Origin of the sequence: Pigmentiphaga litoralis (assembly GCF_048632615.1) — a bacterium.
GTDB lineage: Bacteria > Pseudomonadota > Gammaproteobacteria > Burkholderiales > Burkholderiaceae_B > Pigmentiphaga > Pigmentiphaga litoralis_B.
Genome location: NZ_CP184479.1, coordinates 4,726,825 through 4,742,312 on the forward strand (window position 1 = coordinate 4,726,825; position 15,488 = coordinate 4,742,312).

At 67.1% G+C, this 15,488-nt stretch carries 12 protein-coding genes and 1 pseudogene; 10 read left to right on the plus strand and 3 right to left on the minus strand.

Going from position 1 to position 15,488, the window contains the following annotated elements:
• The first annotated feature begins 37 nt into the window (after positions 1-37).
• A complete protein-coding gene (locus tag ACNANG_RS21810) occupies positions 38-1,729 on the plus strand; it encodes a tannase/feruloyl esterase family alpha/beta hydrolase (RefSeq protein ID WP_420224765.1) in 1,692 nt (563 codons plus the stop codon).
• A gap of 15 nt (positions 1,730-1,744) precedes the next feature.
• Here the strand turns inward: ACNANG_RS21810 and ACNANG_RS21815 are convergent, their stop codons facing one another.
• Complete coding sequence (locus ACNANG_RS21815) at positions 1,745-2,119, minus strand: sensory rhodopsin transducer (RefSeq protein WP_420224766.1); 375 nt, start codon at positions 2,117-2,119, stop codon at positions 1,745-1,747.
• 139 nt (positions 2,120-2,258) lie between these two features.
• The gene (locus ACNANG_RS21820) at positions 2,259-3,569 is read right to left on the minus strand and encodes an alkaline phosphatase PhoX (protein ID WP_420224767.1); all 1,311 of its coding nucleotides are present in this window, start codon (positions 3,567-3,569) and stop codon (positions 2,259-2,261) included.
• A 245-nt stretch (positions 3,570-3,814) separates the two neighbouring features.
• On the opposite strand from ACNANG_RS21820, the gene ACNANG_RS21825 reads away from it, so the two are divergent.
• From ACNANG_RS21825 to ACNANG_RS21865, 9 genes and pseudogenes are all read left to right on the plus strand, one after another.
• Positions 3,815-4,858, plus strand: a complete 1,044-nt coding sequence (locus tag ACNANG_RS21825; RefSeq protein ID WP_420224768.1) for a chemotaxis protein CheB — start codon at positions 3,815-3,817, stop codon at positions 4,856-4,858.
• A gap of 328 nt (positions 4,859-5,186) precedes the next feature.
• Positions 5,187-7,037 carry an amidohydrolase gene (locus tag ACNANG_RS21830; protein ID WP_420224769.1) on the plus strand — a complete coding sequence of 617 codons (1,851 nt, stop codon included), beginning with the start codon at positions 5,187-5,189 and terminating at the stop codon, positions 7,035-7,037.
• Position 7,038: 1 nt separating this feature from the next.
• Positions 7,039-7,492: pseudogene (locus ACNANG_RS21835) on the plus strand (MFS transporter); the annotation flags it as partial.
• A 72-nt stretch (positions 7,493-7,564) separates the two neighbouring features.
• Positions 7,565-8,680 (plus strand): MFS transporter, encoded by a 1,116-nt coding sequence (locus ACNANG_RS21840; RefSeq protein WP_420224770.1) that lies wholly within the window; start codon positions 7,565-7,567, stop codon positions 8,678-8,680.
• Positions 8,677-9,369, plus strand: a complete 693-nt coding sequence (locus tag ACNANG_RS21845) for a hydrolase (protein ID WP_420224771.1) — start codon at positions 8,677-8,679, stop codon at positions 9,367-9,369. The genes ACNANG_RS21840 and ACNANG_RS21845 overlap by 4 nt, the downstream gene beginning before the upstream one ends.
• A 20-nt stretch (positions 9,370-9,389) precedes the next feature.
• Positions 9,390-10,031 carry an alpha/beta hydrolase gene (locus ACNANG_RS21850; RefSeq protein WP_420224772.1) on the plus strand — a complete coding sequence of 214 codons (642 nt, stop codon included), beginning with the start codon at positions 9,390-9,392 and terminating at the stop codon, positions 10,029-10,031.
• A gap of 47 nt (positions 10,032-10,078) precedes the next feature.
• Positions 10,079-13,165: a sensor histidine kinase gene (locus ACNANG_RS21855; RefSeq protein WP_420224773.1), complete on the plus strand. Its 3,087-nt coding sequence runs from the start codon at positions 10,079-10,081 to the stop codon at positions 13,163-13,165.
• A gap of 70 nt (positions 13,166-13,235) precedes the next feature.
• Complete coding sequence (locus tag ACNANG_RS21860) at positions 13,236-13,793, plus strand: response regulator (RefSeq protein WP_420224774.1); 558 nt, start codon at positions 13,236-13,238, stop codon at positions 13,791-13,793.
• Positions 13,794-13,925: 132 nt separating this feature from the next.
• Positions 13,926-14,531, plus strand: coding sequence for a helix-turn-helix transcriptional regulator (locus tag ACNANG_RS21865; protein ID WP_420224775.1), 606 nt, complete (start codon positions 13,926-13,928; stop codon positions 14,529-14,531).
• Here ACNANG_RS21865 and ACNANG_RS21870 read toward each other — a convergent pair.
• Entirely contained in the window at positions 14,452-15,435 is a 984-nt protein-coding gene (locus tag ACNANG_RS21870) for a LysR substrate-binding domain-containing protein (protein ID WP_420224776.1), read from the minus strand. The two genes, ACNANG_RS21865 and ACNANG_RS21870, sit on opposite strands and share 80 nt — an antisense overlap.
• Positions 15,436-15,488 lie beyond the last annotated feature (53 nt).

Consider the following 15,488-nt stretch of genomic DNA (forward strand, 5'->3'; position numbering starts at 1 on the left):
CGGCGCCGCGTGTCTCGAGCGCCGCATGGAGACCGATATGACCGCAAGACATCCTTCCCGCGTCCTGCTCGCGCTGGGCGCAGGCGCACTGGCCACCGCTCTGGCCGCCTGTGGCGGCGGTGGCGACGACGCGCCCGCCGCGACCGCTCCGACGCCCGGGCCTACCGCCACGCCGCTGGCGGCGTGCATGGCCCTGAATGGGACTACAGTCGCCGCGGCCGACCTGTCATTGCCGACGCGTGGCGCGCTGATCACGTCGGCGGCGCTGGTACTGGCCAACGACCCCGGCAACACCAACGGCGAGTACTGCAGGGTGCTGGGGGCGATCAAGCCGATGGACGCCACGGCGCCCGACATCCGTTTCCAGGTCAATCTGCCAAGCACCTGGAATGGCAAGGCCCTGCAGTTCGGCGGCGGCGGCTACAACGGCAGCATTCCGAGCACGATCGGCAAAGCGCCGCTGGGTTCCGACACGGCGCCCGTGCCGCTGGCCCAAGGCTACATGACGCTGGCCAGCGACTCGGGGCACCAGGCTGCCGACGCCGACGACGCGTCGTTCGCACTGAACGATGAAGCGTTGCTGAACTACGGGTACATGCACATCAAGAAGACGCGCGACGTGGCGGTCGCGCTGGCCAATACACGCTACGGCAGCGCCCCCAAGCGTATGTACTACGCGGGCGGGTCTACCGGTGGACGGGAAGCGCTGACGGCGGCCCTGCGCTTTCCGGAAGCGTACGACGGCGTCATCAGCAACTACCCGACGGCCAACTTCCTGGGGCTGCGGCTGTGGGGCGCGGCGCTGGCCCGTGCGGTCTATGACAACAGTTCCGCCGGCTGGATTCCGCCGGCCATGGTGGCGGCCATTGCCGATCGCGCGCTGCAGCGGTGCGATGCGCTGGACGGCGTTGCCGACGGGCTGGTCAGCAACATGCCGGGCTGCCGGGCGATCTCCGCGCAACTGGTCAGCGACCTGAGCTGCAAGGCGGGCGAGACGGGCAATCCCACGACCTGCCTGACGCCCGTCCAGATCTCGAAGACGTTGTCGGTCTATCACGACGGCTACACGCTGCCGTACGCCTTCGCGAACAACGTGACCCGCTACCTGGGCTACAACAGTCTGGAAGGCATCACGATGCAGCTGGGTTCGCAGGCGGCGTACATCGAGCCGCCGGTCAGCGGACCCAACGCCCATCACGTCAGCCGTGCCGACCAGTTCGTGAAGTACTTCGTGGCCCGCAACCCGACGTTCAATTTGCTGACGCTGGACATCCAGAATCCCGGCATTTATCAGAACCGGATCGTCGAGTTGTCCGACACCATTGGCGCCACCAGCTCCGACTACACGAAGTTCAAGGATCGCGGCGGCAAGGTGCTGTGGGTCCAGGGCCAGGACGATCCCAGCGTGAGCCCTTATGCGAACGCCGAGTTGTACAGCGCGGTGGTGACGCGCTATGGCCAGGCTGCGGCAGATACCTTCATGCGCTTCTACCTGATCCCGGGCCTGGCGCACGGCAATGGCAAGTTCCTGCTGGCCTGGGACAACCTGGCGATCCTGGATGACTGGGTAGAGGGCCGGCAATCCCCGCCCGCCACGCCGGTCGGTTTCGACAGCAATACGGCGACCAAGGGACGCTCGCGTCCGGTCTGCGTGTACCCGACCTGGCCCAAATACAACGGCGCCGGTGACGTCAACGCAGCGGCCAGCTACACCTGCGTTCGTTCCTGATCGACGCAAGCACCATCACCCCGCGGGCCAGGCCATGGTCGTCATGATGGCAAGCTCGGCCTGGCGGGAATCCAGCCGGGTGTGCTGCACGACAATGGGCACGTCCGACTGGATCACGCTGGCGTAATCGGTTCCCGGCGGCACGGCCTCAGGCGTGGTCAGGTCGTTGAAGCGCATGTGCAGCGTGCGCCGCGGCGCGATGGTCATGCGGTAAGGCCCGGCGGGATCGCGATCCGAAAAGAACAAGGTGACCGTGACATGCGCCGGGGCGTCGCCCGTGTTGAGCATGCAGGCCGTCTCGTGGCTGATGAAAGCCTGGTCGCTGCCCGTACTGCCGGGCGGAATGTACCCTTCTGCAATGACCCAGGTCGTCTTTCCCAAATGTTCCATGCGCGCTCCTTGATCCGGCAATGCGATTCGCCGTCGTGAACGAGCAAGGATAGGAGGGCTCGCGCGCGCAACCCGCAACAAGGCGCAAGCCGCGGTAACCGGCCATCGCCAGCTCCGTCCGCGCGCCTGGCATCCGGTGTCACGCGCCGGGCGTATCGGGCAGCAGCAGTTCGAACGTCATCCCGTCCTGGGCCGTACCCGCCGTGCCGCGTTGCGAACTGAAATACAGCCGCCTGCCGTCGGGTGAAAAGGCCGGCCCGGTCAGTTCGCTGCGCTCGTGACCCAGCATGCGCAGCAACGGCTGCGTACTGCCATCCCGGCGCAGCACCGCCAGTTGCATGTTGCCGCCGTCCTCGGCGATCACCATGTCGCCGAAGGGGGTGGCCGTGATGTTGTCAGGTTCACTGAACGTGGGCAGGAACGACCCGTCGGACTTGCCGTGGTGGCGGACCGACAAGGCCTGACGGTCGATGTCATAGGCCCACACGCGGCTATCGTATGAGGTCACGAAGTACACCGTGTGCCCGTCGATCCACATGCCTTCGGCCTTGACGAACGCGGTGCCCGGCACCGGCTCGCCTGCCGCTCGCAACTGCGCGCGCACATGGTGCTGGCCCTGCGCGGGCTGGCGCACGGTTTCCCACGTGACGGCCATGGGCAGGGCGCCGACCCGCAAACGATGCGTCATGCCGGTCGCGTTGGCATCGCGATGCAGGCCGGCAATGCGCATCACCTGCAAGCGACCGTGCTGGTATCCGGCCGGCACCGGCGCGCCCGCAGGCCAGTCGGCATTGCCGCACACGTAGCGGTAGATGCGGCCGTCGGGCGCGTCTTCGGTCAGATACACCACGCGGTGGACGGCGTCGATGCAGACCGCTTCGTGTGCGAAACGGCCCAGTCCCGGATGGGCTTTCGGGGCGGAGGGACCGACGCCCGCGGCCCGATGGGGATCGCATTCCCAGACCTGCCCGGACGATTCCAACGAGGTCTCGAACTCCTCGCACGACAGCCAGGTCTGCCAGGGGGTTGGCCCGCCCGCGCAGTTCATGCTGGTGCCGCGAAGGATGGGATAGGCATCCACCACTTGCCCCGACGCGTCGAAAGCGAGCGCGCTGGCGCCGCCTTGTCCGTCGGGCAACTCGGCATTGCTGGCATAGACCCATCCGCCTTTGTCGTTGGCGAAGCATGCCCCACCGTCCGGCGCGCCGTGCCAAAGAAAGTTGCGCGTCGCAACCGGTGCGGCCCCGCTGCGCGCGACCAGCCGTAGCTGGAATCCATCGGGCAGCATGGCGCCGTTGCGATCCGGGGCGCGCAGGTCGGAAAGGCGCGCCAGCGGATTGAAGGCTGCGCCGCGCCGGTGGGCTGATGGCAGGCCGACCCCGTTCTCCGCAGCCGTCGCCGCCCAGGCCGCTGACGCGCCCCGCAACGCCATCGATGTCGTGAGTGACAAGGCGCCCGCGGTCAGCAGAGTGCGGCGTGGAAAGGAGGGGGCTGCTATCGGAGGTGGAGGCTTGGGCATGGCTGCACGGTAGCACTCCCTTACCTGCTCGACCATAGATCAAGCGGCTCCCCAGCGTAAACCCTGGAAGCGGGGAGACTCATGCTTGAAGTGGTGTGAAGTAGACTTACTCATCCAGCAGAGTAGGGCGGGGCAGGGCGTCCGGCACCGCTCGCGGGCATGTTGCCGAGGTTTCTATGTTCTCGAATCGCGTGGTGGTGGTCGGTGCATCGGCTGGCGGAATCGGCAGTCTGATCCAGCTCGTCAAACAATTGCCAGCGGATCTGCCTGCCGCGGTGCTGATGGTGCAGCACCTGCCGCCGCACCATCCGAGCGACCTGCCGGCGATCCTGAGCCGGGCTGGCGCGCTGCAGGCGGTGCATCCGGTGGACGGCGAAACGCTGCGGGACGGGCGGATCTATGTGGCGCCGCCGGACCGGCATCTATTGATCGAAGACCAGCGGATTGCCGTCAAGCGGGGACCGAAGGAAAACCGGTTTCGCCCCTCTGTCGATGCCCTGTTCCGTTCTGCTGCATACACCTATGGCGAACGCGCGATCGGCGTGGTGCTGTCGGGTGCGCTCGACGATGGTACATCGGGCCTCTGGAGCATCAAGCGCCTGGGCGGTGTGACCGTGATCCAGGATCCGGCCGACGCCCAGTTCGACTCCATGCCTATCAGCGCCCTGGAGCAGGTCGAGATCGATCACATCGTGCCGGCCGGCGACATGGGCGCGCTGATCGCGTCTTTGCTGGCCCGGCCGACCACCCCGATGTCGGACAAGGGCGACGACGCGGTCCGCAAGCGCCTTGCGTTGGAAACGTCCATCTCGGCAAATGGCGATGCGTTCGCCAAAGGCGTAACGGACCTTGGCGAGTACACGCCGTTCACCTGCCCGGAGTGCGAGGGAGTGCTGGTCCGTATAAAGGAAGAAAAGAACATTCGCTTTCGCTGTCACACAGGCCACGGACTGTCACGGGAAGCATTGCTGTATGGCGTGGTCGAAAAGGTCGAGATGCGCTACTGGGATGTCATGCGCAGTCTCGAAGAGGCCGCGATGTTGCTTGAAGAGATGGGCCATACTCTGGACGGTAATGGACAAAGCCGCGCCGCCTTGCGCTTCCGCGCTAACGCCAGCCAGGCCGCCCAGCAGAGCCGTCAGGTGCGCGAGCTGGTGATGGGCGAGGCTGCGCTGGGCAGCGACACACTGATGGAAGAGGCGGCGGTGCGCCGTCGTTGATGTCTGGCTGCGGGCGGTCGCCTATCTGCGGCCCTGTGCTGCTACCGATCTGCGGGTTGCGCAGTTGCTGACCTGCAGTCACGCCGTCCTTCCTTGCGCTTTCTTGCGGCGTCGCCGCAGCACATCCGTACCAAAGCCGGCGTTTCGTTCTATCGGACCGGCGCCGATACGTCCATAGTTCGCACCTGTCGCGCCGGCCTTCGGCGCGCCCACGGAGCGCATCCATGTATCTCGTTTCGATCGCGATCGGCATGCCCAACGGCATGCCGTCTGCCCGGTTGCGCGTGCGCCTGCCCGCGCCTCCCGCTTTCGCTTGTAGGAGCCTGTCATGAGCGCTTCCCTGATCCTGGTCAACGGCCGTTTCCATACGGTCGACCGTTCGAATCCCCAGGCGGACGCCGTCGCCATTGCGGACGGCAAATTCCTTGAGGTCGGTGACGCGCAGTCCGTCATGCGCCATCGCGGCGCGGACACGCAGGTCGTCGACCTGGGCGGGCGCACCGTCATTCCCGGCCTGAACGACTCGCACCTGCACCTGATACGCGGCGGGCTGAATTACAACCTCGAGCTGCGATGGGAAGGCGTGCCGTCGCTGGCCGATGCCCTGCGCATGCTGAAGGATCAGGCGCAGCGCACGCCGCACCCGCAATGGGTGCGGGTCGTGGGCGGCTGGACCGAATTCCAGTTTGCCGAACGCCGCATGCCAACGCTCGACGAACTGAATGCGGCCGCGCCCGAGACCCCGGTGTTCGTGCTCCATCTGTATGACCGCGCGCTGTTGAATCGCGCGGCGCTGCAGGCGGTGGGCTACACCCGGGACACGCCCAATCCGCCGGGCGGGGAGATCCAGCGCGACGCGTCGGGCAACCCGACCGGCATGCTGATCGCGCGGCCCAACGCGATGATTCTGTACGCCACCCTGGCCAAAGGTCCAGCCCTGCCGCGCGAGCATCAGGTGAACTCCACGCGCCAATTCATGCGCGAGTTGAATCGGCTTGGCGTGACGAGCGTGATCGACGCTGGAGGCGGCTTTCAGAATTTTCCGGAGGACTACGCGATCGTCGATGAACTGGCTCGCGAAGGCCAGTTGACGGTGCGCATCGCCTATAACCTGTTCACCCAGAACAAGGGCGCCGAACTGGAAGATTTTCAGTCCTGGACCCAGCAGATCACGCCCGGCGATGGCGATGATTTCTACCGGCACAACGGGGCAGGGGAGATGCTGGTCTTTTCGGCGGCCGACTTCGAGGACTTCCTGGAGCCGCGGCCCGAACTGGCCGACGGGATGGAAGACGAACTGGAAAAGGTGGTGCGGCATCTGGTCAGCCAGCGCTGGCCGTTCCGCCTGCATGCGACCTACGACGAGTCGATCAGCCGCATGCTCGACGTGTTCGAGAAGGTGAATCGCGAGATCCCGTTCGATGGCCTGCACTGGATGTTCGATCATGCCGAGACAATCACGCCGCGCAACATCGAACGCGTCAAGGCATTGGGCGGCGGCATCGCGATCCAGCACCGCATGGCCTTCCAGGGCGAGTATTTCGTGGACCGCTACGGGGCGGATGCGGCGCGGCAGACGCCGCCCGTGGCCCGCATGCTCGACATGGGCGTGCCGGTCGGTGCGGGCACTGACGCCACGCGCGTGGCTAGCTACAACCCGTGGACGGCGCTGTACTGGCTGGTGTCCGGGTGCACGGTGGGTGGACTGCGGCTCACCGGGCCGGAAGGGCAACTGTCGCGCGACGTCGCGCTGGAACTGTGGACGGCGGGCAGCGCCTGGTTTTCCAACGAGCAGGCCAAGAAGGGGCGCATCCAGGCCGGGCAATTGGCCGATCTGGCTGTGCTGTCGGGCGACTATTTTTCAGTCAACGAAGACGAAATCAGATCGCTGGAATCCGTGCTGACGGTGGTGGCGGGCAAGGTGGTGTACGGCGCCGATGACTTCGCGCCGCTGGCGCCGCCGGCCTTGCCCGTGCTGCCCGACTGGTCGCCAGTCAAGACGGTACCGGGACACCATCGGGCACTGGCCATATCACGCATGCGTGCCCTGCCGCACCTGTGCGCGGGCGCGTGCGGCGTGCATGGTCATGGTCACGCCGCCGCGCGGGCGTCGGATGTGCCGGTGGCTGACGTGACCGGATTCTGGGGCGCCCTCGGGTGCAGCTGCTTTGCCTTCTGACATGCAAGCCACTCCCGCCACCACACCCTGGTCCCCGCTGCGCGTCGGTGTCTTCCGCGCGCTGTGGATCGCCACGGTCGCATCCAACGTGGGGTCGTGGATGCACGATGTCGGCGCCAGCTGGATGATGACGTCGCTCAGCCCCGATCCCCTGATGGTCGCCCTGGTGCAGGCCGCGGGCAGCCTGCCCATGTTCCTGTTCGCGCTGCCGTCCGGCGTCATGGCCGACATCGTTGATCGCCGCAAGTATCTGCTGTTCGCGCAGCTGTGGATGCTGGTGGCGGCCGCCACCCTGGGCGTGCTGGCGATCGCCGGACTGGTCACGCCAGGCGTGCTGCTGGCGGCCACCTTCGCCCTCAGCGTGGGCGCGGCCATGAGCGCGCCCCCTTCCAGGCCATCGTTCCCGACCTGGTGCCGAAGGCGGAACTGCCCGGTGCGATTGCGCTGAACTCGCTTGGGATCAACATCAGCCGCGCGATCGGCCCGGCCTTGGGTGGCGTGATCCTTAGCCTGGCGGGACCCCCGCCGTGTTCCTGCTCAATGCCGTGTCGGTGCTCGGCATTCTGGCGGTGCTGTGGCGCTGGAGGTCGGAACCCGTGGTCAAGCGGCTGCCGCCCGAGCACTTCCTGCCTGCCGTGCGTGCCGGGATGCGTTACGTGCATGCCGCGCCGCTGCTGCGGGCAGTGATGGCGCGGGCGATTGCCTTCTTCCTGTTCGGCAGTGCGGCGTGGGCGCTCTTGCCCATCATTGCCCGGCGCGAGCTGGGGCTGGGACCGGGCGGTTACGGTGGCCTGCTCGCGGCCATTGGCCTGGGCGCCATCGCCGGCGCGCTGCTCTTGCCAAGGCTGCGCACGAAACTGTCGGCCGATGCGCTGACGGTGGCGGCCAGCCTGGTGTTCGCGGCATCGACCCTCGCGCTGGGCCTGGTGCGCAGCCCGTGGGTCATTGCCGGCGTGTTGCTGTTTTCGGGGTTCGCCTGGATCGCGGTGCTGTCGACGCTGAACGTCGGGGCGCAGCGCAGTTCCGCGGGGTGGGTCAAGGCCCGCGCGCTGGCGGCCTATCTGATGGTCTTCTATGGCGCCATGACGGCAGGCAGCGCGTTGTGGGGCAAGCTGGCCGCCCTGGTGGGCACGCCCATGTCGTTGATTGTCGCAAGCATCGGCATGGCGCTGGCGTCGGCCACCGCGCTGCGGTGGCGGCTCGACATGACGCCGGACCTGGACCTGAGTCCGTCCGCCCATCTGGGCGAACCGCTGCTGGCGGCCGAACCGGCGGACGATGCGGGGCCGGTCCTCATCACTGTCGAATACCAGGTGCAGCCCGCCGACACGGCCGCCTTCATTCGCGCGGTCCACGGCCTGCGCAAGGTACGCCGCCGCGGAGGAGCGCTGAGCTGGGGCATCTATGAAGACAGCGCGGCACATGGGCGCTTCATCGAGACCTTCGTGGTCGAGTCGTGGCTGGAGCATCGCCGCCAGCACGACCGCTTCACCCGCAATGACCAGCGCATCAAGGAACAGGTGGATGCCTTCCACGCCGGGTCCGGCGGCCCGCGGGTGTCCCATTACGTTGCACCTTCCGGCACATTTTCCGTCCGGTCGCCTCTGTCGCGCGATCGGCATTCACCCCTGGAGCCAACATGAGCGATCCCAAACTCGACGTCCTGACCCCGCACAACTCGCAGATGATCTTCATCGACCATCAGCCCCAGATGGCCTTCGGCGTGCAGTCGATCGACCGGCAGGTGCTGAAGAACAATACCGTTGCGCTGGCCAAGGCCGCCAAGGTCTTTCAGATCCCCACCGTCATCACGACCGTTGAAACAGAAAGCTTTTCAGGCCACACCTACCCTGAACTGCTGGACGTGTTCCCGACCCAGGACATCCTGGAGCGCACGTCGATGAATTCGTGGGACGACCAGAAAGTGCGCGACGCGCTGGCCGCCAACGGGCGCAAGAAAGTCGTGGTGGCCGGCTTGTGGACGGAAGTCTGCAACAACAGCTTCGCGCTGTGCGCCATGCTGGAAGGCGGCTACGAAATCTACATGGTGGCCGATGCATCGGGCGGCACCAGCAAGGAAGCGCACGACTATGCCATGCAGCGCATGATCCAGGCCGGCGTGGTGCCCGTGACATGGCAGCAGGTCATGCTGGAATGGCAGCGCGACTGGGCCAACCGCGACACCTATGACGCCGTGATGGACATCGTCAAGGAACATTCCGGCGCCTACGGCATGGGGGTCGACTATGCGTACACGATGGTGCACAAGGCCGCCGCGCGGTCGGTCGGATCGCACGCCACGCTGGCTCCCGTCCACGCGCCCGTGCGGTAAGGCGCAGGCACGGCCGCGTCATGACCCGGACCGTGCTGTTCATCCATGACGCGGGCGCCACGCCGGCCATCTGGGGCTCCTTCGTTCGCCGCTATGAGGCCTGCGGCTATCGCTGCCACGCGCCTGCCTGGCCCAAGGCCGCCCCGCACGACCCCGGCCGTGTGGCCAGCCTGGCCCGCATCATCGAGGCGCACGCCGCGATCGCGCGCACCTTGCCGGATCCGCCGCTGCTGATCGGGCATGGCATTGGCGGTCTGATCGTGCAGGTACTGCTCGATCGCGGCATCGGCGCCGCGGGCATCGCCATCGCGCCGTTCAGTTCGGGCGGCGGATGGCGCGGTCTGCCGGCTTTCCTGCGTGTCGCGATGTTCACCGATCGCGGGAGGATGCGCCTGTTGTGGCAGGCCGCCTTCGGCCGCGACGCGGTCATTGCATTCGACAACGATCATCGCGCGCCGCTGCTGCTCATCGCGGCCGAAAATGACCGTACTATCGGAGCCGGCGCTGTCGCGGCGACCTATCGGCAGCATCGTCTGTCGGTCGCCGCCACGGCCTTCCGACGCTTCCCCGGGCGCAGCCACTGGCTGATCGCCGAGCCCGGCTGGGAAGCCGTCGCCGATGACGGAATGCAATGGTTTCAGCAACAATCGGGGCTCTCCTGAGGACCGCCGCGGGCGCACCTGGCCCACGGCGGCGCAGGCGTGTGTCCATGCTGTCCCGCCTACTCGCGTTTGGCGTGATGGTTGTCACCGTCAACGTGGCTGCCCGCGGCTTCGACGATCTCGAGCATCGCCGGTGGGCGGCGGCCGACGGCGGGCCAAGCCAGGTCGGTGCGCTGGCGCAAACGCCGGATGGTTACCTGTGGCTCGGCACCAATGCGTCGCTATACCGGTTCGATGGGTTCCGCTTCACGTCCTACCAACCCACCGCTGGGGCGCCGCTGGGCATCGTCTCTTCCCTGCTCGCGACCGATGCGGGCTTGTGGATAGGCGAGCGGGCTGGCGGAATAGCCGCGCTGGCCGACGGCGTGCTGCGCCGTTACGGATCCCGCGAAGGGGTGCCGGACGGCGTGGTGTACGGCCTGGCCCAAGGCAAGGACGGTTCGATCTGGGCGGCGGTCAACGACGGCCTGGTGCGTCATGACCAGGGTGCATGGCGGCCCGTGGGCAGGGACTGGGGCCTGCCTGGACGCTACAGCCGCGCGGTGTTCGTGGATCGCGACGGGGGCGTATGGGCGGCGGACGAATCGGCGCTGTTCTATTTGCCGTCCGGCGCTCGCCGCTTCGTGGCAACCGGCATCGCGGTCGATTGGGCAAGCCAGATCGTGCAGACGCGCGATGGCGCCGTATGGGTCGCCGAAAGATATGGCGGCGTGTTGCACGAAGTGCGCAGCCAGGCGGCCGGTGCGCCGTCGGTATCTTCGGTTCAGCCGGGCACGCGCTTCACCGTGCGTGATGTGCCGGTCGGCCAGGGCGTCAATGGCATGCTTGTCGATCGGGACGGCGCGCTGTGGGTCAGCACGGCGGGGCAGGGCGTGATCCGGATCGACCCCGGCGACACGGATCGCTGGGCCGGGACGGCGCGCCCTGCGTCTGCCGCGACGCCTGTGGGCATGGCAACCTTCGGCGCGCGCGACGGCCTCAGCGCCGACTCCATCTGGCCGCTGCTGGAAGATCGCGAGGGCAATGTGTGGGCCGGCACCAGCCGCGGCCTGGACCGTTTCCGCCGCCGTGCCCTGATGCCGGCGGGCTTCCCCACCGATGCGCTGAACGTGGCCCTGGCTGCGGGGAGTGACGGCGCGCTGTGGGCTGGCGCCAGTACCCGCGCCGCCATGCGCCTGCATGAAGGCAGGCTGGAGACGCTGTCGGCGCCTGCGCCGCTGACCAGCGCCATGACTGACCGCGCCGGCGTGGTCTGGATGGGCGGACCGGGTGGCATCTGGCGATCGCGGGGATCGCACCTTGAACACGTGGCCGGCTTGCCCGCCCACGCTGCGCCGGACTCGTCGGTGCGCGCCATGGCGCTCGACCCGGCCGGCCGTTTGTGGGTGTCGATCAACCGCGCCGGCCTGTACGTGCTGGAAGAGGGTAGTTGGACGCGGCACCCCGCGCCCTCCACCCGCCCCAGTCAACGCATGCCGGTCACCGCGTCGACGGACCTGGAAGGCACGCTGTGGTTCGGCTACCGCGACAATCTGATCGTCACGCGGGATGCCGTGGGCGACAGGGTGTGGGGCGCTCCGGATGGCTTGAACGTCGGGCACGTCACCGCCATGGCGCACGGGGAAGGCAAGACCTGGATCGGCGGGCAGTATGGTGTGGCCCTGTTCGACGGCACCCGGTTCCATGACGTGCTGCGGCCCGCCAATGACGCATTCGACAACGTCTATGCGCTGATCCTGATCCCCGGCAAGCCAGGCGAACCCGGGGCGGGCGACCTGTGGATTCAGGCCAAGGCGGGCATTTTCCATGTTCCTGCGGCAGACCTGAACGCCGCGCTGGCCGATGCCCGCACGCCCGTCCGGTACCGGTCGGTCGACCGGATCGGCGGCCTGGCGAACGATCCCTATCAAGTCCTGCCGCTGCCCACGGGCGTACGCGCCGCGGATGGCCGCTTGTGGTTTTCAACGAGCGGCGGCGTCGTCGGCATCGACCCGGCGCAACGTCGCCCCGCCGACATCGGGCCCACGGCCGTGATCGAAACCTTGAGCGCCGATGGCATCGCGCTGTCCACACGCCATGCGTTGAATCTGCCCGCGGACACCCGCCGTATCAATGTCGACTACACCGCGCTCAGCCTGTCCTCGCCCGAAAGCCTGCAGTTCCAATACCGCCTGGACGGATACGATCGCGAGTGGCAGGACGTTGGGTCGCAGCGGTCCGCCATCTACACGAGCCTGGGCGCAGGCAGCTACGTTTTCCGGGTACGGGCGTTCGACAAGGATGGCCTGCCCAGCGTGACGGAAGCCTCCTTGCCGTTCACCGTAGCGCCGGTCTTTTACCGGCAGTGGGCTTTCCTGCTTTTCGTGGGGGCGGTGCTCAGTACACTGCTTTGGCTGATCTACCGGATGAAGCTGCGGCGATCGGCCGGCCAACTGCGGGCGCGGATCGAAGAACGGTACGCGGAACGCGAACGCATTGCCCGTGAATTGCATGACACGCTGCTGCAGGGCGTGCAAGGATTGATGCTGCGATTCCAGGCCGCCGCCGACAAGCTGCCTGCCGATGCGCCGGCGCGGGTCGAGCTGGAACGTGCGCTGGACCGCGCCGACCAGGTGCTGGTCGAAGGCCGGGACCGCGTGCGTGACCTGCGCCGCCAGCCGGCCGATGACCACGACGACCTGGCCGCCGTGCTGGCAAAGCTGGCCGATGATCGCGTGCAGCCGGGCCAGCCGACCCTGTATGTGGGCGTGGAAGGTCTGCCTGTTCCCTTGCACCCGCTGGTGCGCGACGAGGCCGAGCGTGTTGCGCGCGAAGCTATCGCGAACGCTTGCACGCACGCGCACGCGACACGCATCGATGTCGTGCTGATCTACACGTCGCGCGTGTTCGAGCTGCGGGTCGACGATGATGGGCGTGGCATCGATCCAGCGTGGTTGACGCCGCGTGGCCGCCCCGAACACTGGGGCCTGCGCGGCATGCATGAACGCGCCGAGCGGATCGGCGCAACCCTGACCCTGCGCAGCACTCCCGCGTCCGGCACGCAGATCCGTTTTTGCGTGGCGGCATCGCGGGCCTATCGCCGCGCGGCGGACCGGCGCCCACCTTTGCCCCTATCCGGAGTCTCCGACACGTGACCACAACCGCTACTCCCATCCGCGTGCTGGTGGTGGATGACCACCCCTGCTGCGCGAAGGCATTGCCGCCGTGCTGGCAGGCCAACCCGACATGGTCATGGTGGGCGAGGCCTGCGATGGCAACGAGGCCGTCAGGCGCCATGCCGAACTGCAGCCCGATGTGACGCTGATGGATGTGCAGATGCCGGACGCCGATGGCATCCAGGCCATCCGGGCCATCCGCGCGGCATCACCCCAGGCCCGGATTGCGATCCTGACCACCTATCGCGGCGACGTGCGCGCGCTGCACGCGATCGAAGCCGGCGCGCAGGGCTACCTGCTCAAAAGCGCGCTGCGCAAGGAATTGATCGAAGCCATCCGCACACTCGCCGCGGGCCGCCGGTACTTCCCGGCTGAAATCGCTGCCGAATTGGCCAACCACATCGGCAAAGACACGCTGACGCCGCGCGAAGTGCAGGTGCTGCGGTTGCTGGCGGGCGGCTACGCCAACAAGCAGGCCGCGTCAGAACTGGGCGTGTCCGAAGACACGATCAAGGGCCACGTCAGCAGCCTCATGGACAAGCTGGGCGCCACCAATCGCACGCACGCCGTCGCGCTCGGTATCGAGCGGGGCATCATCGCCGTGTAGCGCGCAGACGGCCGACCCCCCATTCGTGGGGGATGATTTCCCCCTGGGGGAGTGTGGGCGCGCAGCATCAGGGCGGGCATCATCCGTGGCGTGCGGCCGCGCCAGCCGGCCGCCGTGCAAGGAGCGCGCCGCATGGGCCGAGAGCAAGCCAGCGTCCTCGAAAGAGGTATCGACGACGGGGTCGTCAACCCGACACATTCCGTGGGCGTGACCGCCGATGTCGAGGCCCTGCTGTCCGACGCGCAGGCCTTGCTTGGCACCGACGCCGCCATGGCGTACGAGTATCTGGCGCGCGCGCTGGCGTTGTTGCGTGCATCGGCAATTGGCGGTGGCGCGCCGCGGACGCCGCGAACACCGCAAGGGCCGCAGACGCCGCAGACGCCGGATCGCAGCCGCGGCCTGGCGGCCTGGCAGCTCAAACGCCTGACCACGCACATTGACACGCACCTGGGCGCCCGGCTGCGCACCGCCGACCTTGCCGCGATTGCAGGCTTGAGCGTCAGCCATTTCTGCCATGCGTTCAAGACGACGGTCGGTGTGCCGCCCGCCGCCTACGTCGGACGCCGCCGCATCGACGCCGCCCGCGCCATGATGGAAACGACCGACGAGTCCCTGACCCGCATCGCGCATCTGCACGGTTTCTGCGACCAGTCGCACTTCACGCGGACCTTCCGCCGCGAGCTGGGCATGGCGCCGCAGGCGTGGCGCCGATGGAAGGGGGCACGGCAGTCGGCGTAATGCCTGTCTCGGCCGCCTGCTCGCGCAGCCACGCCCGAAATTGCAGCAAGACCGGCAGGGTGCGGTTGGCGGGCGGGTAAACGAGGTAGTAGGGCATCGCTGACGTCACAACCGGTCCGAACGGCGACACCAGCTTGCCGCTGGCCAGTTCATCAAGTATCAGAAAGCGTGGCAGGACGGCAGCGCCGAGGCCCGCCGCCGCGGCTTGGGACACCATCGCATGCAATTCGAAGCGGGGGCCGGCCGATGCGTCAGGCAAGTCGACGCCCGCGACGGCTGCCCAGTCATGCCAGGCATGCGGCCGAAGCGACAGATGCAGCAACGTTACCCGTGCAAGGTCCGACGCCTGCTTCAACACCGTAGCGGCCATCGCTGGCTGACAGACGACCAGCATTTCCTCATCCATCAGATAATCAGCCACCGCACCGGGCCAGCGCGCGTTGCCCAGATTGATCGCGGCATCGAGGCTGTTGTTCGTGAAATTGAACGGTAGCCGTGTCACCAGTTCCAGCGTGACGTCAGGATGCTTCGCGTAGAAGTCGCCCATGCGCGGGATCAGCCACGCTGCAGCCACCGTGGGAACCACGCCCAGTCGCAAGCAGCGTGGCAGAGGCTGCGTCGCCATCGCGTCTCGCAACGCTGTTTCCAATGCATCGAGCGCCGGTGTCAACGTTGACAGGAATGACTGGCCTGCCTGGGTCAATCGCAGGCGCTTGCGTACGCGTTCAAACAACTGCACGCCCAGGTACTGCTCGAGTCCAAGGATCTGGTGGCTGATGGCGCTCTGCGTCAGGTTGAGGGTTTTGGCGGCATCCGTAAAACTCAGGCTGCGGGCAGATGCCTCAAAGGCTTGCAGCATCATCGGTGACGGAATCTTGCGGCGCACGTCATTAGCCCTCTTCATGAATTCATGACGATTCATCGGTTGTGAATGGGAGGCCCGATACTTATCGTGGA

What these genes read in the sequence shown, in the direction of transcription:
- ACNANG_RS21810 (WP_420224765.1), top strand. Translation starts at nt 38, where the DNA reads ATGACCGCAAGACATCCTTCCCGCGTCCTGCTCGCGCTGGGCGCAGGC.
- ACNANG_RS21815 (WP_420224766.1), bottom strand. Translation starts at nt 2,119, where the DNA reads ATGGAACATTTGGGAAAGACGACCTGGGTCATTGCAGAAGGGTACATT.
- ACNANG_RS21825 (WP_420224768.1), top strand. Translation starts at nt 3,815, where the DNA reads ATGTTCTCGAATCGCGTGGTGGTGGTCGGTGCATCGGCTGGCGGAATC.
- ACNANG_RS21830 (WP_420224769.1), top strand. Translation starts at nt 5,187, where the DNA reads ATGAGCGCTTCCCTGATCCTGGTCAACGGCCGTTTCCATACGGTCGAC.
- ACNANG_RS21845 (WP_420224771.1), top strand. Translation starts at nt 8,677, where the DNA reads ATGAGCGATCCCAAACTCGACGTCCTGACCCCGCACAACTCGCAGATG.
- ACNANG_RS21850 (WP_420224772.1), top strand. Translation starts at nt 9,390, where the DNA reads ATGACCCGGACCGTGCTGTTCATCCATGACGCGGGCGCCACGCCGGCC.
- ACNANG_RS21855 (WP_420224773.1), top strand. Translation starts at nt 10,079, where the DNA reads ATGCTGTCCCGCCTACTCGCGTTTGGCGTGATGGTTGTCACCGTCAAC.
- ACNANG_RS21865 (WP_420224775.1), top strand. Translation starts at nt 13,926, where the DNA reads ATGGGCCGAGAGCAAGCCAGCGTCCTCGAAAGAGGTATCGACGACGGG.
- ACNANG_RS21870 (WP_420224776.1), bottom strand. Translation starts at nt 15,435, where the DNA reads ATGAAGAGGGCTAATGACGTGCGCCGCAAGATTCCGTCACCGATGATG.